Below are 22,802 nucleotides of genomic sequence, written 5' to 3' on the forward strand. Positions count from 1 at the left end.
ACCACATCTCTCCGTAATCCATAGTCAGTTACAGTATAATGAAAAAATAGAAATTATTAAATGTTTCGCTCATACAAAATTCTTTAGCCCCAGCATTGCAGGATTTTTTCCTCGAAAACGTTTATGTTATAATGGAAGGCAAGAAAACTTTGGAAGTAATCGGGGTGAGAAGAAATGAAAACCTTTAAACTGGTTGACCTGAATGTGGAACGAGTGGACAAGGAAGAACAATCAATTGAACAGTTTCCCCTTATTGACGGACTGATTATAAATAAAGAAGACGGTGAAAATCACTGGCTGATTGAGGCGCTTGTACAGAAAGAACATCTGTCTTTTTTTGAACAGCTTCAAAACAGCCAATCTGAAGCCAAAGTATTTGTAACGATCACGAAAAAAAGCAATCGCCCCGCCCAGCTGACAGCAGCAGTGAAAAATATCGTCAAGCTGGAAGAAAGCATCCAGGTTTTACTCTACGGACAAATGGTCACAAGAAAACAGCAGGGCACTGAAACCATTCTCGAGTCCCTTGTAAAAGAGGGCTATACAGGAACAAAACTCATTGAGGCATTTAAGCAAAAATTATAAATATGAGGGGGCATGTTCCCCAAAACAGACACAGAACCGAAGAACATCACAATAGACATTTTGAATAGATATGTTCTGCATGAAAAAAGCTGCCGTTTTGAACGGCAGCTTTTCTTTTCGTGCTTTCTCTCTTGCATATTTAATTTGTATGGCCAAAAGAATCAACCAATTCCCCTTTCACAACAAGGCGCCCTTCAGTTTTGACCGCCTTGTCACATGTGATTAACGTAATCTCTTTTTTGTTCGTCTCCTCAATTACATCTGCACCCATTTCCGATATGATGTCTTTAGATGTTACAGAATAGATATAATCCTTTTTAAAATCCGTGATGACAATTTGGGCACCTGTTTTTATGTTTTCCAGAGGTCCGAACAGAAGATTCTTTTGCTTCAAATGATGGCCCGCCAACGGATAATTTCCCTCACCCATTTTTTGATCCGGGCGCATTGTTGCCGCCCCTATCAAAAGATTTTCATTGGTTGTGCCTTTTACGATCGGAAGCTCCAGATCGACACTTTTAATTGTTATCCGCCCGATAACCGCTTTTTGATCGTGATCAAAGCCGGCCTTTACAGCATCCATTAACTCAGGCGGCTCGATTGAATCAAATTCAAATTCCGCTTCTCTCTCATTATTTTTTTTCAACTGCTCCACAGTTAAGGCCGATTCACTCTGGCTTTTGCTAAGATAAGCTATAATTCCACCTTTGATATAAGGAGAAGAGATCAGCAGCAGTCCGAAAAGGATGAACACTGTAATGATCATTTTCTTGTACATGCAAAAAACCCTTTCTTATGCATCCTTCTAAAAACGCTTCGTGTCACTTTTCAAAAAAGCACCTGATCGATTCTTCGATGATCAGGTGCCTTCAACTTTATCCTTTTCTTTGTTTCTTTCTTGAGGCAACAGCTAAGCCTCCGCCTGCCATAAGCAGCAGGATACCGATCATTGCTGTCAGCATGCTGTCTGTATCTCCGGTTTTTGGGAGGGTTTTGTCTGTGTTCGACTGACCATCCGAGCTGCCATCTGTACCATTGGTATTCGGATGATCTCCATCATCTTTTCCATTTCCACCCGGTGCAGGTTTATCAGGATGATCATGCTTATCAGGCGTTGGTGTTTTCACTTTTTGATTAGAAACAACGATCTCAACAGCTTTTGACTGTCCTTTTTCAATTGTGAATTCAATCGGTGTTTCGTCAAGTTTATAACCTTCGGGAGCCTTCGTTTCAATCAACTGGTAGCTTCCCGGCGCAAGGCCTTTTACAGTGAACTGCCCATTTTGATCTGTTTTCCAGAGTTCAGAAAGCTCTTTTCCATACCCGTCAGTTTTTACAGGCTTGCCGCTTTCGTCCAATAACTTGAATTCAGCGCCCTCCAAAACGGTATTTTTATCGTCTTGATCCACTTTTTTCACATTTACGTCACCTGGTGCCAAAATGTTTTCCGCGGTGATTTCGACTGTTTTCGTGTCTGTGTTTGTGATCTTGAACGATATAGGAGTTTGGTCCACCTCATAATCCTTAGGCGCTTTTGTTTCTACAAACTGATAATCGCCAGCTTTGAGGCCATGCACCGTGATTTGTCCTTTGTCATCGGTAACCAAACCGGACTTCAGCACTTTGCCGTTGGCGTCTGTCAAATTGAATTCTGCGCCTTGCAGAACTTTACGTTGATCATGCTGATCCACTTTTGTGAGGACAACCCGGTTCTTCGTATTAACCGCTGTTACTTCAACTTGTTTAGGTTTGCCGCCGTTTTCTGCCTTAATGGTGAATGGCACAGGGATGGCGGATAATAGATACCCGTCTGGCGCCTGTTTTTCTATAAATTGATAGCTTCCCGGCGCTAACCCGTCAACTTCAATTTTGCCGCCTTCTTTTGAGACTAGATCGTCTCTCACTGTTTTCCCATTGCTGTCAGTGATTTTGAATACCGCGCCTGCTAAGCCTTTTCCATCCTGATCTTCCTTCGTCAGCTGAACCGATCCTTGATAGTTCACGACGATCCCGGCATCAGCGGATTTTGGCTTTCCTGCTGCTGATTCAGAAATGGTAAACTCTTTTTTCTCCGTGTTTAGCACATAACCGGCTGGCGCTTTCGTTTCAACAAAGGCGTAACGTCCCGGTGCAAGGCCCGAAGCCTTTACTTTTCCATCTTTATCGGAAGTCAGCTCTTCTTGAACCGTATTTCCTTCCTCGTCGACAATGTTGAATACTGCACCTTCAAGCTTCTTGCCTTCAGCATTTTCCTTCGTCAACTCAACGGAGCCTTTATGATTAATGGCGATCCCGGCATCTGTAGCTTCAGGCTTTCCTTCAGAGGAATCAGAGATCTCAAACTCTATTTTCTCTGTGTTCAGCACATAACCGGCTGGCGCTTTCGTTTCAACAAAAGCGTATTGTCCCGGTGCAAGGCCTGAAGCTGCGACTTTCCCGTTTTTATCTGAGGTCAGTCCTTCTTGAACCGCATTACCTTCCTTGTCGATAATCTTAAAGACGGCTCCTTCAAGCTTCTGGCCATCTGCATCTTCCTTCGTCAGCTCAACAGAGCCTTTATCGTTAACGGCGATTCCGGCATCTGCGGCTTCAGGCTTTCCTGCTGCAGATTCTGAGATGGTAAATTCTTTTTTCTTTGTATTCAGCACATAGCCGGCTGGCGCTTTTGTTTCCACAAAGGCGTAATGGCCCGGTGCAAGGCCCGAAGCCTCAATTTTTCCGTCTTTATCTGAAGTCAGCTTCTCTTGAACGATCTTTCCATCTTGATCGACAATGTTGAATACTGCGCCTTCAAGTTTCTGGCCTTCAGCATTTTCCTTCGTCAGAGAGACTTTTCCTTGATAATTGGTCATTGCCCCCAAATTGACGTCAGACACTTGATTCTTTTCATTCTTTGCGATTGAGAAGTGAATCGCTTTTGTATTTACGATAAAGCCTTCAGGAGCTTGTGTTTCTGTCAAGCGATAGTAGCCCGCCGGCAAACCGTTCATTTCTACTTTTCCGTTTTTATCAGATTTTATATCTGTTCGTATGAGAGTATAGGTGCCGTCATTTGATTTTTTCTCCAGCTTAAAAACAGCACCCGCCAAAGGATTGTTTTGTTCGTCTTGTTTGATAAGCGTCACCTTGTTCTGTTGATTTACGACTTTGTACAGCGCTCCTGGCTTGGAGGAGTTGCTGTCTATCTTTACAGAGACTCCTTTTGCATAAGCATCACTGATGGTATATCCGTCAGGCGCTTTTACTTCTTTTAATACATAGGAACCGTAGCGAATATTTCCGAATGTAAGCTTCCCGCCGGCATCCGTCGTACCAGTGCGGAGGAGCTGTTTGGAGTCCTCAGACCATAACTGGAATTCTGCTCCTTCAAGAGCTTTATCGTCCTCTCCAGTCTTAAAAATCGTCAGGCTTCCTTTTTCTCCGGATCCGGAACCGTCGCCGCTTGAAATGGCAACAAAGATCGAGCTGCTGTTTTCTTGAGTCTGCTCCTTCACATTTGTTCCTGAAATGGACACCTTATTTTTAACATGGCCGCTCGTGCCGGCTATGTTAATCAGAGACCGGTATTTGATCACATAGGCGCGATCAATTTGCTTATAGCTGCCTATGAATTTCAGGACAAACGATTGTTCACCTGTTGTATTGTCCGTTTTGATGTCTAACGTGTAGTCTTTGTCTTTTTGAAGCTCGACATCTCCCGCGGTCAGATTTCCGCTGCTGTCTTTGACCACTCCGTTTTCATCATATTTTGCTTGATACACTTTAAAAGAATCCGCATCTAATATTTGATTTTCATCCGGCGTGTCAGTAACTTTTACGTCATCCAGCGTTGATTGGCTGGAGTTGACATTGATGTTCCAATCGATGTAGCTTCCATTTTGTTTGCCGCCTTTGAAAACCAGGCTTCCTCCGTTCGCAACTGAAACAGAGCCTGTTAACGTGCGGTCTGCATAGCCGTCATTATAGTAGGTTGCCTTGTTTGTATACTGATTCTGATCAATGACCTGTCCTTTGAGTGATGTCTTAAACTCAATCAGATATGGTACAGAATCGCCTGTTTTAAGGTGTACCGTCAGCGTGCGTTCATTTTTCGCAGAAGGCTCTTCGACATCATACTTGGAAGGATCAAGCGCGTCTCCTTCTGTGATCGAGCCGTTTTTATTGATCGTATAACTCTTAACGACAACTGAACCCGGCACAAATTGCTGAGGATCTGTTATGGCATCTTTGATATAAGGGTTTTTCGTCGGCTCGCCGTTATAGTTGACGCCGATTTTCCACGTGATTTCCTTTGAAACTGCGTTGTATGAGCCGTTTTTAAACCCATTATTTGAAGTCTGATGATTCGGCGTAAAACCGCTTGATACCTTATTCGTGCGCTCAGTGCCGTTTTGATCAGTCCATGTCGACTGAGCTGTATTCTTAACGCTTTCGTTAGAATAATCGGCATTGAATGTTGTCGTATAAGTGATCTTAAATTGACTGTCTGTTTTTGCATAATCCCCGATCAATGCCAAAGTAAAGCCTTTATGATCAGGTTTTTTTGTTAACGTGTAGTCTTTGTCTTTCTGTAATGTTTTGTTGTTCGTTGTGTCTTGAAGCTTGAACGATTCATCAAGCAGAACCATTCCGCCGCTTTCAAATTGATCATCCAAAGTCCAATTGTTCATCAAGTATTTATTTTTATTAACTGTAATCGTCCAATCAACCGTCTTCTTCTCATAATCAACGTTTGAATATCCTTTGATGAGATTTTGCTGAATGGCTATTCCAGAAGCTTCTTTTGAATCCCCTGTTCCGGTTACAACGCTATTGGTGTATGTTGTAGATTTATCAATGATCACTCCGCTGTTGACCTTTGTTTGATATATGATTTTGTAAGCGCTGGTTACGTTTTTATTAAATTTGATTTCAAATCCGCTTCCATTATCGATCAGCGTGTAGTCCTCGCCTTCCTTTAAAGGCGTGCCCGCTTGCTCGCTGCCATTCTGACCAAAGGTAATAGGAATAACCTTCAAAGAATCTTTCACAAGATGCAAATCACCAGTTCCAAAAGAATCTTTAATGCTGGCCTTGGATTGGTCGATCTGTTTCTCACCGTAGTTGTATGCAAGAGCCCAGCTGAATGTTTGAGATTCTCCATCATAGCCGGTCGATGATTTCGCGATCATTTTTCCATACTTGGCTGCAACAGTGGCTTCTGCAGAAATGGGTTCCAGGTTGTCTCCGCTGAATGCCGCCTTATTTGTCAGCGTTATATTTCCGCCTTCACTCGGCTTCGCACCATTGTCAATGTCGGTTTCGTATACAAGGCGGTAGGCTGAATCAATTGTCCCTTCAAATGTGACATTTCCTTTTGAATCAACACTGTAGCCGGAAGAAACTTCATTTCCTCTGCTGACAGAACCATCAATGTTCACATTGAGTTCATACACTTTAACTGAACGGTAGATTACGCCATCTGGAAGGCTTTCCGCGAGTTTGGCATTTTTGACTTGATCCAACTTTTTATTGACATCGACCGTCCATGTTACTTTACCAGGGTTGATGCCTTTATCCAGCACACCTGATTTATCAATGGTTTTACTCACATTGGGTTTAAAATAAACTGTTGTTTCAGGAGTATCGGCATTCACAGGGAATGGAATCTTTTGTGTTGTCGAACCCGTTATTTTTTTCTCGTTGAACTGCGTATTGATAACCAATGTGCCTTTGACATTAGAACTTTCTTTTACCTCGCCGTTAAATGTCATCACCACATGTCCGTTCGTATCAATAGAAAATGTCCCGTAGGTGGTGTCTCCGGCGCCTAACGGCAGGTTCACAATGTCATTATGCATAATAAATTCTTTAGGCAAATCAAATTCATATTTATCGCCGGCATTGATCGTTTTTCCTAAATCGTCAGGAATAGCCCAATCAATTGAAATTTTCACCGGAGAATTCGTATTGGCGCGATTGCCCTTGTCATATGGCTTTCCGTTTTCGTCCGTCAACGTCACGCCAGTTAAAATATTTTGCGTGATTTGTTTTTCTTCAGTTTGCAAGCTTTTGAAAGCTGATTGACTTGAGGATGACACTTTTTTTGAATCATCACTCTTAGAGGCTTCGCCGCTCTTAGAGTCATCTGACGGCTGCTGTTCTTCCTCTTTTTGATCCTTGCTGACTGAAGGTGCAGGTTTGTCATCTTTCCCTTCCTGATCACCCGCAGTATCAGAAGAGTCGTTTTTTGGCTCTTCCGCCTCGGCATCTGGTGTCTCCTCTTTCTTAACAGGAATGATCACCTGCTGGGTTTTGCCTCCGCCTAGCTGAAAAAGGGCTGCTGCTGTATGTTCATCTTCTTTTACATCTGCAGTAAACTTAGCTGGCAGTGTAATGGTCCCCTTGGCATCAAGAGAATCCGCGGATGCAGTTGTTAATTTTACTGTCATGGTGCTGCTGCCCGCCGGCACTTGATAGCTGCCGATGACCTGATCAGCAGATTTGATCTCACCTTCAGCACCTTTATCAAATGTAAAGCTTTTAGGTATCTCCACATTGATATCCTGTTCGCTATCTGCTTTTTTGTCTTTTTTCAATGACCATTCATATGTCAGTGTCACTTCGTCCCCCGGTGTTAGTGCCGGTTCGTTTCCTTTTGATCCGTCAACTATCTGGCCTTTGGCGTCCTTAACTGTTACCAAATCGAAAAATTGGCTGTCACTGGACGTTACATCCACAGCCTGTGCCGTAAGAGTATAGCTGGCAATCTGGCTGAAGAAGAAAAAGATGGCAAGGCTTATGATCATAACGATCCGCCCGCTTTTTTTCAGCCCTAAGGGAAAACTCCTCGTTCTCAACTTTTCATTCCTCCCTTTCTTATCTATCTTTCACTTGCCGATTGATCCGCGAGACCATAACATCATGTCTCATCCCCCAAAAAGAACTGCTAATACCGAATGAGTTTCAAAACTAAGATTTACCATCCGAACCAAACTACATTGTATGAAATGGAACTATACAATTTCTGTACAACTCAGAAATCATGTATGATTGAAGTGAATTGGAGAGAGTTGAAGTTTCACCCAGGAGACATATGGCGAAGGCCTTCCCTTTAAGTGCACAAAAAAACCAGTGTGCATCGAAAAGCAATCGACACATACTGGTTTGGAGTTCTTTAATTAATTTGATCCTTCATTTGTTTGTAACGCTGATATTCTTTTATCGCCTCTTCTACCTTCCCGTTTTTGTTGAATAGCTGCAGCTTGTATTGCATAATTTTATGATCGCATGGCTCAATTTTCTCGGCTTGCAGGCAAATGTCCATCGCTTGATGATCGTTCATTTCATGAATATGATAATCGATCAGTTCATAGGCCTTTCCAAGCCAAAGCTGGGAAAGACGCGTCTTTTCCGGTTCTGCCCAAAGATAACCGTGCTCCATTAGGTAATGATTTTGATAGGACATGAAAATATCCATGTGCAGATGTAATGTAGCCGTATTGAGCGGCGGCGCCCCTTTTAGTGATTTTTCCCATTCGACAACATCGATTTTTGCGCCTGAAAGCCGAAGAATATATCCAGTATCAGTCTTCTCGATAGTTTGGCTGAAAGGGATCTGGCTGAATAATTTTCGTATTTGATAAATGGTTGAGTAAAGTTGGGTGCTTGCTTTTGAAACATCGTAATGAGGCCAAAAAAGATCGATTAGCATGTCTTTACTGACCACATGGCCTTGATTGTGAAGTAAAAATAAGTATATTTCACGTGCTTTCGACGTTCTCCACTTGACTGGAATGCTTGTTTTGACATCCTTTAAGGTTTGATGAAACTGCAAGCTCCCAAAACATTGGATGGAAAAATGCGCCTCGGTATTTTCTGCATTTTGTCTCAGCATATTATTCGTTTTGATTCGTTCAACAGTTGTCTCAAGCCGCTTGTATATGACAGGCTTCAGCAAATAATCAATGGCATTCAGCTCAAACGCCTTGATAGCAAACTCATTATAAGCCGTGATGAAAACGACTTGGATGTTTTCATTCATCGATTGAATCGCCTCAGCAAGCTCAATGCCGTTTACCCCCGGCATTTCAATATCAAGAAACACCGCATCTACAGCAGGAGTCTCAGGATGCTCTAAGGCCTCAACCGGATCTTGATACGCCATAATAGATTGAAAGGCGTTTGTTCGTTCAAGCATTTTCTTAAAATGAAGCAATGCCAAGTGCTCATCATCAACAATTAACGCTTTCACAAAACATCCCACCCTATATGTAAAATCGAGATATCAGTAAATAACTTCTATTATATCATGACAAATAACCCCTTTATCTGGATTCTTTTTCTTTCTATTGTAGTTTTTGAAATTTTGCACTTACAATATTTATAAAAAGGTAGGAATTTAGAATGAGCCTGCTTGAATAAAGGAGCTATAATATGAAAGAAAAATTCATCTTTACTTCGATTATTTTCGGTTACGCTGCATTTTTTATGGTTTTCATTGCCATTGACCATTTTTCCGGAACAACGCTTCCTGCGGCAAGGCATGGGGTCATGAACCTGGAGAAGTGGAATTTTCAGAAGGATGGGAATGTACAGCTGAACGGAGAATGGACATTGTATCCAAATCAGATTCTGTCACCAAAAGAGATCGCTTCAGCAAAAGGAAAAGATCCTCTCTTCGTTGATGTCCCCAGCAATGTGAAGCTAGCCAAGCAGGGTATCAATGTGGATTACGGAACGTATAAGCTGACCATCAGATCAAAGCAAGACAATCAGGTTTTTGGGATCAGCACGTCGTTTATTTACAGTGCCAATCGCATCTATTTTAATGGACAATTCATTGGCCAAAGCGGCAACCCTTCAAATAAACCTGATTTTGCGGCACAAAACCGCCCATATACGAGCTTTTTTACGCTTCACAAGGGTGACAATGAACTTGTCGTACAATTTTCGAACTTCGGAAAAACGCCGGGATGGGGAATCGCAAAGCCAATTACTTTTGGCACCCAGGAGCAAATAGTGCGGGAAAACAAAATTTCCTTTCTTAATGATACAATCATGATTACAGCTTTTTTCATTACCGGATTATATTTTCTGGGCTTTTTCCTGCAAAGAAAAAAAGATAAACATTTGTTGTTTTTTTCTGTTATGTGTCTTCTGTTTTCGTTCATTATTCTGATGATCGGAAAAGAGCGGATTATATTTCTCCTCTATCCGTCAATTTCATTTTCACTGCTAAATTCATTGAGGGCAATCTCTACTGTGCTCGTCAGCATTGCGGTTTTTCTCTATCTCTTTTTTGCTTACAGAGGGATTGTTTCAAAGCGTTTTATTCGCATTGCCACTGTTTCTTCCGGGCTGGTCTTAGTCACAGATTTTTTAACCGTGGGTTTTATCGGCCATACCTCGTACATCTTACATTCTGTGCTAGCCGTCTCGACTCTGGTTTATATTACATATATTTTTACGATTGCTGCGATCCGCAAAATGGAAGGAAGTCTGTATCTGACCATCGCCTCTATATCAATGAGTGCTTTTGTCATTTTAACCACCATTTCAGCTTATAGCGGCAAAACAGCCTTTTCCTTTAATTCGATTTATTCATTGCCAACAGTTATCGCTTTACTGGCGATCGTTCTGCTGATGGCGCAGCAATTTGCCGGGGCATTCCGTGAAAATGAAGTGCTGTCGTGGAAATTGCTCAGAATTGACCGGCTAAAGGATGAATTTATTGCCAAAACATCACATGAATTCAAAACACCGCTGAACAGCATCATTAATATATGCCAGACCCTGCTGGCCGGCAAAGGAAAAAGAACGATAGAAGAAGAGAAAGAAAACATGCAGCTCGTCATCCGCATGGGCTACAGGCTGTCCAATCTGGTAAATGACATCCTGGATTTAGAAAAAATAAAGCAAGGCATGCTTCAAATCCACCCGGTTCCTGTTGATATTTATACTTTAGTTTGTTCGGAAATGAATTTCTACAATCTTTTATCGAGACATAAAAACTTGAATATGATGAACCATATCCCTGACGATCTTCCTTTAGTGCTCGCAGATGAAAACCGCTTCCGCCAAATATTAACCAATTTAGTAGACAATGCAATCAAATATACAACAGAGGGCCAAATCACACTTTCTGCTTCAAGACTGAACGATAACATGATCAAAGTGACAGTAGCAGATACAGGAAGCGGCATTTCAGAAGCCGATCGCCAAACCATCTTTGAGTCTTTTCAGCAAGCCGAAAAGAATAAAGACGATGGTGCTGGTCTTGGCCTCAGCATTGTCAAACAGCTGGTTCAGCTCCAAAACGGAGATATTTGGGTCGAATCAGAAGAAGGAAAAGGTTCTGCATTCCATTTCACCTTGCCGATCGCCCAAAATGAATCTGTCTCTGAAACAAAGAAACGTCTTCCTGAATTACAATCCGAGAGAGATCTATCAGATATCTCATTTAGCACGCCTTATTACTCTGTGCATATTGACGCTCCAACCATTCTGATTGTCGATGATAACATTGACAGTTTAAAAATTTTAACCGATATGCTTGAAGGTGTGCCCTACAATGTGATTGCTGCGAAGAACGGAAAGGAAGCATTAGAAATCATCTCTTGCACAAACCTTGATTTGGTTATTTTGGACTTGATGATGCCGGATATGACTGGTTTCGAAGTCTGTATGAAAATTCGCGAACGATTCAGCATGGTGGATCTTCCGGTTCTGATCATTACAGCTGCCATTATCGGCCATGACAAATACAAGGCTTTTCATGCCGGAGCGAATGACATTTTGCAAAAACCTTATCATTACTCTGAATTTATGGCGCGTATTCAAAACCTGATCATGATGAAACATACAGCAAATCAAGCCACAAGAATGGAAATGGCGTTTCTCCAGTCGCAAATCAAGCCTCATTTTCTTTATAATGTATTAAACACGATTATTTCTCTCACTCATTTGGATATTGAAAAGGCCCGGGAGGTAACAGAGGAATTTACCAACTATTTAAGAATGAGTTTTGACTTTCAAAATACATCAGCCATCAGTTCCTTCAGACATGAGCTTTCAATTATCAATTCCTATCTTTCTATAGAAAAGACGCGATTCGGTAATCGGCTTGAGGTTCTTTTCGATATAGATGAAGACATTGACTTTATCCTTCCGCCTTTAATGATTCAGCCCTTGGTGGAAAATGCCGTTCTTCATGGTGTCAGCAAGAAAAGAGGCGGAGGATGGATCAAACTGACAGCTAAAAAACAAAGCAAAAATGAGTATTACATCAAAGTAGAGGATAACGGTCCCGGGATAACTCCGGAAAAACAAATAGATCTCTTATCAACGGATTTTGATCGCAGCGTCGGATTGAAAAATATCAATCAGCGGCTGAAACATTTTTGCGGAAGCGAGTTGATGATCAGCAGCACTCCGGATGCAGGCACCTCTGTCTCAATGCTCATTCATCTCGCTGAAACAACAGGAAGCCCTAAAGAACTGAAGGACACAGAACGAACCTAAACGAAAATTGAGATAAAAAAAGACGCCGTTTCTAACGGCATCTTTTTTATTCCGGCGACTTTGCTTGCTGCTTCAGCAGGTCTCTGATTTCTTTCAGCAGCTCCTCCTGCGCATCCACCGCTTCCTCCGCAGCCTCTTCTTCTGCTGCTTCTTTTTTGCGCCTTAACCCATTCAAAGTCCGAATGACGATAAAAATGGAGAACGATATAATTAAGAAGTTCACAATCGTCTGTATAAAGCTGCCATACTTCACTACAGCATCGCCAAACGTAAACGACAGGCCTGAAAAGTCAAGCCCTCCCAGCAGCAAACCGACCAAAGGCATAATGATATCATTTACTAGAGATGTGACGATCTTTCCGAAAGCGCCGCCTATCACAACACCAATCGCAAGGTCTACGATATTCCCCCGCATGGCAAAGGCTTTAAATTCATTCCACATACAATCACCTGCTTTTCTATATTTGTAAAGAAAAAAAGACAAATGTGCCGCTGGCCATCTGCCTTTTTTCAATTATTCTCCGAGGGCAAAAGTCAGTTCTACTTCGCAAACGACTTCGCCATCAACTGTGGCAACGCCTTTTCCGCGCCCGATTGTGCCGCGGGCACGAATGATTTCAACCTCAAGGTGAAGCTGGTCACCAGGCTTGACTTGTTTTTTAAAGCGGCAGTTATCAATGCCTGCAAAAAAAGCCAGTCTGCCGCGGTTTTCTTCTTTAATCAACATCGCAACAGCTCCGACTTGAGCGAGTGCTTCTACGATTAATACGCCGGGCATAACCGGGTACTGAGGAAAATGTCCGTTAAAGAACTCTTCATTAGCGGTTACATTTTTATAGCCTTTTGCCCGTTTGCCCTCTTCAACTTCCGTAATCCGATCCACAAGCAAAAACGGATAACGGTGAGGAATAATTTCTTTAATTTGCTGAGTATCAAGCATTGTCTTGACATCTCCTTCATCTGCATTAGTATGTATAGCAATCATCAAAGATCCAATCTGTACATTTGAAAAGTATATTATGAATTAATCTCTTTTTCAACCGCGCTAAAATGTAACCAACTGTCAATGAGAGCCGTCAAAAGTTATGATATGATAATTATAGATTTTACCAATAGCAAAGAGGTAGGAAAATGATTTCGAAGTTTATTGAAAAAAGAATGCTAAACATGTTAGACGAGTGGTATTCCGCAATGAGCAAACGCAAAATGAATCACGTTTGCACACTGAAAGAGAAAATTGACCAGCACCTTCCGAAGATCAAAAAGAACACAAAACTTTGGATGCGTTATCAATTGTTTCAGGCCCGCCATCAGCTGCTTTTTGAAAACCAGAACGGACTCGATTCATTGTTCGATGACCTATATGGCCTGGAAGACAAAATGGATGATGAATTGAAATATTATCTGTATTTTTTCTCTGGGTTATATGAGATGGTAAAAACAGCTCCGAAACATGCAGTACATCATTTTAAAAAAGCTGAACAGTACCTGGCCGCCATTCACAATACGTTTGAAGCCGCTGATTTATATTATCAAACCGCCGGCGCCTATTACTTGATGAAATCACCGCCGCTTTCCGTCCAATACGTCAAAAAAGCATTACACATCTATTTGCACCAATTCGGCTATATCAAAAAGGTAATCACCTGTAAACTTTTGCTCGCCGTGAATTATATTGATCAAGAACGCTATGAAAAAGCTGAACAGCTTTTCAAAGAAATCATTAAGAAAACCCAGCAACTACATGACGAAAACCTGCTATGCCATGCTTATTATAACCTTGGCTTTTTAAAAGCGACCGAGAAAAAAGACCAGGAAGCGCTTCTTTACTTTAGGAAAGTATTAAAGAATCAAGAATTTGAAATGAATTCACCAGTCTCATATCTTCATTGTGTGTACGAGTCTGTCAGAGCGCTTTTTAAAACAGGGAACATCACAGAAGCTAAAGCCGTCCTTCAAAAAGGAAAAGAATTATCTGAAAAGGTAGACATTCAAACCATTTATTTAAAATTAAAAACGCTTGAAGCCCTCTACACATCAGCCGAAGACCCTTATGAGCAGCTGCTCGAATATGTGCTTGAATTAGAAAAAATCGAGGCGTGGGTGGATTTAGAAGTGCTATTAGAAGATATTACGGAATACTACAAAAAAAAGGACGATTTCGAAAAAGCCGCTTTTTTTATCATGCGCGGCTGATTGAAAAACGCCCATTTTCTTATTATCTGACTGAATTGATTAAACCGAGCATTTGATCTCCCATTGTGATCGTTCTGCTGTTCAGCTGATATGAACGCTGGGACGTGATCAAATCTGTCATTTGTTCTGAAATATCGACATTGGACATCTCAAGTGAGCCCTGCTGCATGCCGATGTTTTGTCTATTAGCGCCGTTCAGCTCTTCAAAAGCTGCCGCATTATCAATAGAGAAAAGGTTATTCCCTTCGGATTTCAGCTCTTGAGGGTTATTCACTTGGACAACGCCAAGATTAAACCGCTGAACCGCGTTTCCGTCAGATGCGGTTAAGGTGCCGTTCTTATTGATGGTGATATTCTTCATTGAGCTGTCGATGGTCACTGTATTGCCGTTCTCATCAAGTACGGCATACCCATTTCCAGTGACGAGCTGCAGCTGGTTGGCATTATTGGCTGAAGGCGTTAAATATAATGCTCCGTCTCTCGTATACTGGCGGTTTCCATTTACATTTACCTGAAGATACTGGTATGGAGACGTAAATGCGATATCCAGATCGCGATCGGTCTTCTGAATGCTTCCTTGATCAGAGACTAGGCGTGAATTCATCATCGCTCCGACGCCAAGGCGCAAGCCGGGCGGCGTTTTTCGGGCTTTTGCCACTTCCTCGTTTTTTTCATCAACCTGATCGAATTGCTGTCTGACAAGCTCAGAAAAATTCGTATCTTTTGCCTTATAGCCGGTTGTGTTGCTGTTTGAAAGGTTGCTGCTGATTGTGTCAATCTGCTGCTGCAGCTGGTTTAAGGTTGTTGATGCCGTTAGCATTGACCTGAGCATAGTTGATATCCCCCGTTTTTTCTTCCGTTATCTTAAATTTTTCCGATTTCATTTGCTGCTTTATCCATACTTTTATCGTAAGCCTGAATAACCTTCTGATTAGCCTCAAACGATCTGTACGCTTCAGTCATTTCTGTATAGGCGCTTGTCACATCCACGTTTGAAAGCTCTGAGACGCCTTGTTTTAATGAATAAGATACCTGATTATTTCCGGCTGCGCTTGGCAGATCATTACCGTCCGCCGTGCTGTACAAATCATTTCCGTCCCGTTTGAGATTGCGGACATCTTCCGCCATTCTGACATCAATCTGGCCGGCTGTGCGTCCGTTCGTTGTCACAGTACCGTTTTCAGACACAGTGAAATTCTCATTATCAACAGTGATTGGCTGGCGATCCGTCGATAAAATAGGGCGTCCGTTGATCGTCAGCTGATTGTTCTCATTTAGTGAAAATGTGCTGCTTTTTGAATAACGGATTCCATCCGCTGTTTGAACCGGATAAAACAGAGCAGCTTTTTCATTGGTTTCCGCATTCATCGGAACTTGATTTTCGATCAATGCAATGTCTGTAGGCTGGTCTGTGGACTTCAGGCTTCCCTGTGTAAAGAGAGGCTTGAGCTCCTGCATATATACTCCGGTATTCACGGAACCGATTTCCGTCCTTGATGTCCCGGCCGGAGATTTTGATTCTATTCTGCTAAGCAGCATCTCAGGGAACGCGCGCATAGAGCCTTGATCAGCTTTATATCCTGATGTATTTGCGTTAGCAATATTATTTGAAAGCATTTCCGTTCTTCGCTGCTGGGCAATCATTGCGGATGTTGCTGTATATAATCCTTTTAACAAATTTCCCACCTCTAAAAATGGCATTTTTTCCAGTTGTCATATAGGAACGTTCGTTCTATAATAAAAACTCAGTATTTTATCCTATTATCGTCATTTAACATCTTTTCGTGAAGGCTTTTTCATAAAAAAACCTCATTCTTTTTCAGAATGAGGTTTGTGAAATCAGCTTAGTTTGCGTTTAGGAAGCTTGTCCATATTATCAAGCATGACACCTGTGCCGATGGCTACGCAATCCATAGGATTTTCAGCAACGAGGACCGGTACCTTCAGCTCTTCAGCAAGCAGCTGGTCAAGGCCGTTTAAGAGCGCGCCTCCGCCGGTAATAATAACGCCGCGGTCAATAATATCAGCAGAAAGTTCAGGCGGTGTTCTTTCGAGCACTTGTTTCGCAGCCTGAACAATAACAGCGACAGATTCACGAAGGGCTTCTTCAACTTCTTTACTGTTTACTGTAATTGTTCTTGGAAGACCGGAAACCATGTCCCGTCCGCGAATGGAAATTTCCTCGTGACGTGCGTCTGGGAAAACAGTTGCGACTTTAATCTTAATATCCTCCGCAGTACGTTCGCCGATCAGCAGCTTGTACTCGCGTTTGATATAATTTAAGATTTCCATGTCAAACTTGTCCCCAGCCATTTTAATAGAAGAGGAGGTGACAATATCGCCCATTGAAATAACCGCGATATCCGTCGTCCCGCCTCCGATGTCTACAACCATGTTACCGCTTGGCTGGAATATTTCCATACCCGCGCCGATAGCGGCAACTTTAGGTTCTTCTTCAAGGTACACATGTTTCCCGCCGCTTTTTTCTGCAGCTTCTTTGATTGCTTTTTGCTCAACGGATGTAATATTCGTCGGGCAGCAAATGAGCATGCGCGGCTTTGAGAACAGGCCTTTTACATTCAGCTTGTTAATAAAATGTTTCAGCATTGCTTCTGTTACTTCAAAGTCAGCAATAACTCCGTCTTTCAGCGGGCGAATCGCAACAATATTCCCAGGTGTACGTCCAACCATTCGTCTTGCCTCTTCGCCAACCGCCAGCACTTTGCCGCTGTTTTTATCAAGTGCAACAACGGAAGGTTCATTCAGAACAATTCCTTTACCTTTAACATGGATCAGTACATTTGCAGTACCGAGGTCAATACCAATATCCCTTGCAAACATCTATTTATATCCTCCTTGAAAATCTGTTTCACAGTAAATATCCACATTGTGCCCTAATTATATATATTATCATAAAATATAGAAAAAAAGTTGGAAGCACAATAAGTTCTTTACAAATTTTTGCGGATGTTTTATGAACGATTTCAAGAAGGCAATGCCAGGTGATTACGATTGCTGAACAGGCTCTCCTTCGAGAATTTCATCTTTTTTATATTTGAGCTTTGTCGCTTCTCCTCCTCTTAAATGCCTGATGGATTTATGATAATCGAGTATTTCTTTCACTTCGTTTGCCAAGTCGGGGTTAATTTCAGGCAGACGCTCTGTTAAATCCTTGTGTACTGTACTTTTGGAAACACCAAATTCCTTCGCAATGACACGAACGGTTTTCTTTGTCTCCACGATGTACTTCCCTATCTTGATTGTTCGCTCTTTGATGTAATCGTGCACACCACTCGACCTCCCTAAAATGGATGTGAGAAGTGTGAAATGAGATCCGTATTCTGTAAAGAGTCGTTCATTATGCCGCTTCTTCGTTGTATGGTTTTAAAAGTAAGTTTGTGAAATATGCCCACGATCCCTCACCTCAAACACTCTCTTTGTTAGGTTTGTAACAGTGTATTAGCATTCTTTTGGGAATATGCTAAAAACTCAATAAGGACAAGGGGTGAAACGAACTTTTTCAGATTCAGCAAACTATTTCGCGTCACTAAATTTTCACCTTTACAACTATCGATCGCTCCTGTAAAATGAAATAAGCAATTAGTTACTTAGGTAAGTTTTTTAGAAGGAGACCGACATGTCCTACGTCAACAGACACCTCATTCATCAAATCAACCAAAGCGCCCGCCTGATTGCCAAGAAAGCCAATGAACAGCTAGAGCCATTCGGCCTTTATTCATCTCAATGGTCAGTTTTATATTGTTTGCGTACGATCGGACCAATGACTCAAAAAGAGATTTGGTCCTATTTAAATGTGGAAGCGCCGACTGTGACTCGGACGATCAAACGCCTGGAGGAGAACGGCTGGGTTCAGAGACGGCAAGGTGAAGACAAACGGGAAAAACTTGTTGTCCTCACAAAAGAAGCCGAGAAAAAATACGAAGAAATCAATGTGAAAATGCTGAAATTCGAGGAAGAGCTGCTTGCTGATTTCCGGGATGAAGATAAAGAAGCTTTTTCTCATTTATTCCGCATGTTTTTACAACAATGAAAATAAGGAAGTGACATACATTTGAAAAAAGCGGATGCGATATGGACCAAAGATTTTATTATGGTCCTGCTTGTCAATTTATTTGTGTTTGTGTTCTTTTATACATTTTTAACTGTATTGCCGATCTATACGCTGCAAGAGCTTGGCGGCACAGAATCACAAGGCGGGCTTTTAATCAGCCTGTTCCTTCTGTCTGCGATCATTACACGGCCTTTCTCCGGAGCCATCGTTGAGCGTTTCGGGAAGAAAAGAATGGCGATTGTATCAATGGCGCTCTTCGCCCTATCATCTTTTCTGTATATGCCGATTCATAACTTTTCCCTGCTGCTCGGATTGCGGTTCTTCCAAGGGATTTGGTTCAGCATTTTAACGACTGTTACAGGTGCAATTGCCGCTGATATTATTCCAGCCAAACGGCGCGGTGAAGGGCTTGGATACTTTGCCATGTCTATGAACCTCGCTATGGCGATCGGACCTTTCCTTGGTCTGAATTTGATGAGAGTGGTAAGCTTTCCTGTATTCTTTACAGCCTTTGCGCTGTTTATGGTTGCGGGCTTACTTGTTTCGTTCTTGATAAAAGTGCCGCAAAGTAAGGACAGCGGTACGACTGTATTCCGTTTTGCGTTCTCGGATATGTTTGAAAAGGGCGCACTTAAAATTGCGACGGTCGGTTTGTTTATTTCTTTCTGTTATTCAACAGTCACATCATATCTGTCTGTATTCGCCAAATCAGTTGACCTTTCGGATATCAGCGGATATTTCTTTGTTTGCTTTGCGGTGACAATGATGATTGCACGCCCGTTCACAGGGAAATTGTTCGACAAAGTCGGACCGGGCATTGTCATTTACCCATCAATCCTGATTTTCTCTGTTGGACTCTGCATGCTGTCCTTCACACATAGCGGCTTAATGCTTCTGCTTTCAGGGGCGGTTATCGGTCTTGGCTACGGATCAATCGTTCCTTGCATGCAAACATTGGCGATTCAGAAATCTCCGGCTCACCGCTCCGGTTTTGCAACGGCAACGTTCTTTACCTTCTTTGACAGCGGAATTGCTGTAGGATCTTATGTATTCGGATTGTTTGTAGCATCTGCCGGCTTCTCTGCCATTTATTTAACAGCGGGGCTGTTCGTTTTAATTGCCCTGCTTCTCTACACGTGGAGCCAGAAAAAACCTGCTGAGGCTGAAGGAAAAGTGTCTATTGCAGAATAACTTGTCAGACTGCCGGGAAATCCCGGCAGTCTTTTTTGCATATAAAAAACGGCGTCCCTCTCGGTTGAACGAGAGAACGCCGCTTATAGCAATTATTCAATGACAGGCCGCGCAGGTGAATCAGGATCTAACGAAAAATCATAGGACGCTTCATCACGAAACATCGGGTCGGCATAAATGGATTGCTGATCGTTTTTTGTTGCTTTTCGATACGAAGAAAATGAATCATATTCTTTCTTTTTCCACATCCATATGCCGTCTTGATCCGCTTCCTTGTGGTACACGTTATGATTGACCGTATTTCCTTCATTTTCTGTAAAATCGTTTCCGATAAATAATCTGGAATCACCGGCCGTCAATATATTCTTTTCAATTGTGTTGTTTTTCGTATCGTACTGCAGCAGCAGCTGTCCGCCGTACAGTCCCTTTGTGTCATTCCGGTACATAATATTGCGGGCAATCAGAGAATTGCTAGTGCCGCCCCGCTTTTTGTCATATCCTCCGATTGAAATACCGGTGTACGCATTGTTGTACACTTTGTTGTCTGTGATCTGAATGGCATTTGCATACTTTCCTTTGTGTTCAGACGTTGCTTCAATCCCAATATCGTTATCGTAAACTGTGTTGTTCTTAATTTCGATATCGTGTCCTCCATCGACATAAATCCCGCCCGCTGAGTATTCATCTCCATAAGCAGGATTGCCGTAAGTCGAGTTTTGATAAACTGTATTGTTTTCTACGACTCCGTTTCGCACGTAATCGTTTTTATCCGCGGTTCCCTCATAACCAATTAGATCAATCCCGATGTTATTATTGTTGCGGACCACATTGCCTGCAACTGTGAAGCCGTCGATATTACCGTTCAGCACAACTGCTTCACTCGCTCCAAGCGTCAGTTTCTCAACTGTATTGTCCTCGATTCGGATGTCTTTCATGCTGCCAGTCCCATAAACTGCGATTCCGTGAGCATTTCCTTCATCCGCTGTTGTCTTAATCCCCCGGATGTGATTATCCTTAATGGCGATATGACTGCTGGACCCTGATACATAAATCCCTATAGCAGTTGCTTCCTCAGATGAAACAGAAAGATCTTGAATTGTTAAACCGCTGATGGCAATGTCATGTTTATCGTGAATACGAATAAGCGGTGTTTCATATTCAGCGTTCGCAACGGATTCACCGCTAATCACGACGTTTTCATTTTCATAGTTTCGGAATGTGACAGGCTTTCCGTCCGTACCGCTGTGCTTTACATCAAGGGTCTCATGATACGTGCCCTCCCGAATCATGACCGTTGTGCCGGCAGCAGCCTTCTCAGATGCGTGTGCCAATGTACGAAACGGCTTTTCTTTTGTTCCTTCATTTTGATCACTGCCATTTGGCGAAACATACAGATAATCCCCAGATCCTTCCTCATTCGCTTTTGTCTTATCATAAACGAAAGCGAGGATGACAGACGTTAAAACACCCGCCAAAAGAATAAAATACCATTTTCTCATTTTCGATTCCCATTTCGTTTTAGAATAGATTTCTAAAACCATTATAAATGTTCTATTTATGGAAAACCATTTCAAAAATATGAAAATATACCGTCTAAATAGATCTTATTCAGCCTGGCGGACCTGCGCATGTTCAACTGTTTCAATTGCCAATGATGCAGGCGGGTGAACACGCATCAGAACAATGTAGAAAAGAAAGGAAATCAGCACACCTACAAACCAAGAAATATCGTATAAGCTCTTCAATACAGGAACATACATGCCAATCAGCGAAATCAGCGCTCCTAACATTGTGGCTGCAAACGCACGGTAATTGTAGCCCTTCCAATACACATACCGTCCTGTTTCGGAATACAGGTCATCTACCGAGAGCTCACGTTTGCGAATGATAAAATAGTCGGCCATCATCACGCCTGCCACCGGTCCAAGCATGCCGCCTATTAAGCCAAGAAACGCATACACGCTTGTCGCGCTCTCCATCAGCTTCCATGGAACCGTAAATAAAGCGAGCAACGCTGTGATAAAGCTGCCACGTTTGAAATTGATATATTTCGGCAGGGCATTCGCTATATCATAAGCGGGCGATACGATGTTCGCCGCAACATTTACAGAGATCGTGGCGATGCAGAGCGTGATCACGGACAAGACGATGACATAAGGGTTATCAAACCGCGCCAAAATATCGACAACATCCCAAATCGGCTCTCCGAACGCGACCTGCGAGCCGGAGGTCACCGTAATACTAGCGAATGCGAACAGCGCAAATGTTCCCGGCAAACCGTAAAATTGTCCTTTGATTTGCTCTTTTTGTGTTTCAGCAAACCGTGTAAAATCAGGTATATTTAAGATCAATGTCGCCCAGATGCCGATGATGCCAGTAACTCCGGCAGCAAACGGCCAGAATGTTTCTGAAAACGTATGAAACTTTCCTGGTTGAGAGTATATCGGGCCCAATCCTCCGGCAATATCAACGGCCCACCATACCATGCCGCCAAATACCAGATACACTAAAGGCCCTGCCCACACCTCAAAACGTTTAATCGACTCCATGCCGTGATGCAATACGAGTAAATGAATGGCCCAAAAGAATACAAAGGAAAGCAAACCGGACAAGTGAATGCCGAGAATGTTCCACTCGCCGCCAATTTCCCCCCAGCCCGGCCACATATTCAAAAGCAAAATGTTCAGTGCCGTGCTGCCCGCAAAGGTCTGGATGCCAAGCCACATGATCGCTGTAAACGCCCTCAGAAGCGCCGGGATATTTGCGCCGTATATCCCATAAGAAGCCCGGATGATCACGGGAAACGGCAGCCCGTATTTTGTCCCCGCATGGCCGTTTAAGGCAAGAGCGCCAAATAAGATAAGCGATGCCGTAATAATGATCGCCAGCACCTGCCAAGGCGAAAGGCCGATCGCGATTAATCCTCCCACCGTCGCGTATGTCGGTATATTATGTATACATCCCATCCAAATGGAGGCAAAGTTCATTGCTTTCCACGTCCGTTTTTCCTGTCCCAAAGGCACCAGATCTTCATTGCTCAGCCTGTTGGATTGCTGCTGACTCTCTTTTAATTTCATAGCCGGCTCCCCTTTCCATATTGTCTATATGTCGTCACATGTTATTTTTTTTGACATTAGATGTCACTTAATATAACTGAAAGGTCAGACAATAACACTGGCTATGATATACAATTTTCCCGTTTGTATTTGAACAGCTTAAACAAGAAAAAGAGACAGACCTCAGAGCCCGTCTCTTT

17 protein-coding genes and 1 pseudogene are annotated in these 22,802 nt (G+C 42.6%); 6 read left to right on the forward strand and 12 right to left on the reverse strand.

Features of this window, described 5'->3' with window-relative positions; translation table 11 throughout:
• Nucleotides 1-174: 174 nt before the first annotated feature.
• Complete coding sequence (locus NST79_RS18950) at nucleotides 175-585, forward strand: YwpF-like family protein (protein WP_003227794.1); 411 nt, start codon at nucleotides 175-177, stop codon at nucleotides 583-585.
• Between the two features lie 139 nt (nucleotides 586-724).
• On the opposite strand, the gene NST79_RS18955 is transcribed toward NST79_RS18950, so the two are convergent.
• The 3 genes from NST79_RS18955 to NST79_RS18965 form a co-directional block, all read right to left on the reverse strand.
• Entirely contained in the window at nucleotides 725-1,363 is a 639-nt protein-coding gene (locus NST79_RS18955; protein ID WP_015251045.1) for a class A sortase, read from the reverse strand.
• A 97-nt stretch (nucleotides 1,364-1,460) separates the two neighbouring features.
• Nucleotides 1,461-7,424 (reverse strand): SpaA isopeptide-forming pilin-related protein, encoded by a 5,964-nt coding sequence (locus tag NST79_RS18960; protein WP_212060298.1) that lies wholly within the window; start codon nucleotides 7,422-7,424, stop codon nucleotides 1,461-1,463.
• Between the two features lie 317 nt (nucleotides 7,425-7,741).
• On the reverse strand, nucleotides 7,742-8,818 hold the full coding sequence (locus NST79_RS18965) for a response regulator (RefSeq protein ID WP_015384861.1): 1,077 nt from the start codon (nucleotides 8,816-8,818) through the stop codon (nucleotides 7,742-7,744).
• A gap of 806 nt (nucleotides 8,819-9,624) precedes the next feature.
• Here NST79_RS18965 and NST79_RS18970 point away from each other — a divergent pair.
• Nucleotides 9,625-10,938: pseudogene (locus NST79_RS18970) on the forward strand (sensor histidine kinase); the annotation flags it as partial.
• A 177-nt stretch (nucleotides 10,939-11,115) separates the two neighbouring features.
• Nucleotides 11,116-12,087 carry a histidine kinase gene (locus NST79_RS18975; RefSeq protein WP_250629456.1) on the forward strand — a complete coding sequence of 324 codons (972 nt, stop codon included), beginning with the start codon at nucleotides 11,116-11,118 and terminating at the stop codon, nucleotides 12,085-12,087.
• 46 nt (nucleotides 12,088-12,133) lie between these two features.
• Here NST79_RS18975 and mscL read toward each other — a convergent pair whose 3' ends face one another.
• Entirely contained in the window at nucleotides 12,134-12,529 is a 396-nt protein-coding gene (mscL, locus tag NST79_RS18980; RefSeq protein ID WP_021445844.1) for a large conductance mechanosensitive channel protein MscL, read from the reverse strand.
• 72 nt (nucleotides 12,530-12,601) lie between these two features.
• Nucleotides 12,602-13,027 (reverse strand): 3-hydroxyacyl-ACP dehydratase FabZ, encoded by a 426-nt coding sequence (gene fabZ, locus NST79_RS18985; RefSeq protein ID WP_003221796.1) that lies wholly within the window; start codon nucleotides 13,025-13,027, stop codon nucleotides 12,602-12,604.
• A 191-nt stretch (nucleotides 13,028-13,218) separates the two neighbouring features.
• On the opposite strand from fabZ, the gene rapD reads away from it, so the two are divergent.
• Nucleotides 13,219-14,283, forward strand: coding sequence for an aspartate phosphatase RapD (rapD, locus tag NST79_RS18990; RefSeq protein WP_029318731.1), 1,065 nt, complete (start codon nucleotides 13,219-13,221; stop codon nucleotides 14,281-14,283).
• Nucleotides 14,284-14,305: 22 nt separating this feature from the next.
• Here rapD and flhP read toward each other — a convergent pair whose 3' ends face one another.
• From flhP to NST79_RS19015, 5 genes are all read right to left on the reverse strand, one after another.
• On the reverse strand, nucleotides 14,306-15,115 hold the full coding sequence (gene flhP, locus NST79_RS18995) for a flagellar hook-basal body protein (RefSeq protein ID WP_212060295.1): 810 nt from the start codon (nucleotides 15,113-15,115) through the stop codon (nucleotides 14,306-14,308).
• Between the two features lie 32 nt (nucleotides 15,116-15,147).
• Nucleotides 15,148-15,960 carry a flagellar hook-basal body complex protein FlhO gene (flhO, locus tag NST79_RS19000; RefSeq protein ID WP_015251036.1) on the reverse strand — a complete coding sequence of 271 codons (813 nt, stop codon included), beginning with the start codon at nucleotides 15,958-15,960 and terminating at the stop codon, nucleotides 15,148-15,150.
• Nucleotides 15,961-16,122: 162 nt separating this feature from the next.
• Entirely contained in the window at nucleotides 16,123-17,124 is a 1,002-nt protein-coding gene (gene mbl / locus NST79_RS19005) for a cell shape-determining protein Mbl (protein WP_003227776.1), read from the reverse strand.
• A 165-nt stretch (nucleotides 17,125-17,289) separates the two neighbouring features.
• Complete coding sequence (spoIIID, locus tag NST79_RS19010; protein WP_003221804.1) at nucleotides 17,290-17,571, reverse strand: sporulation transcriptional regulator SpoIIID; 282 nt, start codon at nucleotides 17,569-17,571, stop codon at nucleotides 17,290-17,292.
• A gap of 14 nt (nucleotides 17,572-17,585) precedes the next feature.
• Entirely contained in the window at nucleotides 17,586-17,696 is a 111-nt protein-coding gene (locus tag NST79_RS19015) for a protein usd (RefSeq protein ID WP_010886628.1), read from the reverse strand.
• 224 nt (nucleotides 17,697-17,920) lie between these two features.
• Here NST79_RS19015 and NST79_RS19020 point away from each other — a divergent pair, with 224 nt between their 5' ends.
• The gene (locus tag NST79_RS19020) at nucleotides 17,921-18,334 is read left to right on the forward strand and encodes a MarR family transcriptional regulator (RefSeq protein ID WP_003227771.1); all 414 of its coding nucleotides are present in this window, start codon (nucleotides 17,921-17,923) and stop codon (nucleotides 18,332-18,334) included.
• A gap of 21 nt (nucleotides 18,335-18,355) precedes the next feature.
• Nucleotides 18,356-19,546, forward strand: coding sequence for an MFS transporter (locus NST79_RS19025; RefSeq protein WP_003227769.1), 1,191 nt, complete (start codon nucleotides 18,356-18,358; stop codon nucleotides 19,544-19,546).
• A gap of 92 nt (nucleotides 19,547-19,638) precedes the next feature.
• Here NST79_RS19025 and NST79_RS19030 read toward each other — a convergent pair whose 3' ends face one another.
• Nucleotides 19,639-21,045 carry a right-handed parallel beta-helix repeat-containing protein gene (locus tag NST79_RS19030; RefSeq protein WP_015251035.1) on the reverse strand — a complete coding sequence of 469 codons (1,407 nt, stop codon included), beginning with the start codon at nucleotides 21,043-21,045 and terminating at the stop codon, nucleotides 19,639-19,641.
• A gap of 105 nt (nucleotides 21,046-21,150) precedes the next feature.
• The gene (gene pucI / locus NST79_RS19035) at nucleotides 21,151-22,623 is read right to left on the reverse strand and encodes an allantoin permease (RefSeq protein ID WP_003243156.1); all 1,473 of its coding nucleotides are present in this window, start codon (nucleotides 22,621-22,623) and stop codon (nucleotides 21,151-21,153) included.
• Between the last annotated feature and the right edge of the window lie 179 nt (nucleotides 22,624-22,802).

Source organism: Bacillus sp. PS196, from assembly GCF_037963555.1.
GTDB lineage: Bacteria > Bacillota > Bacilli > Bacillales > Bacillaceae > Bacillus > Bacillus subtilis.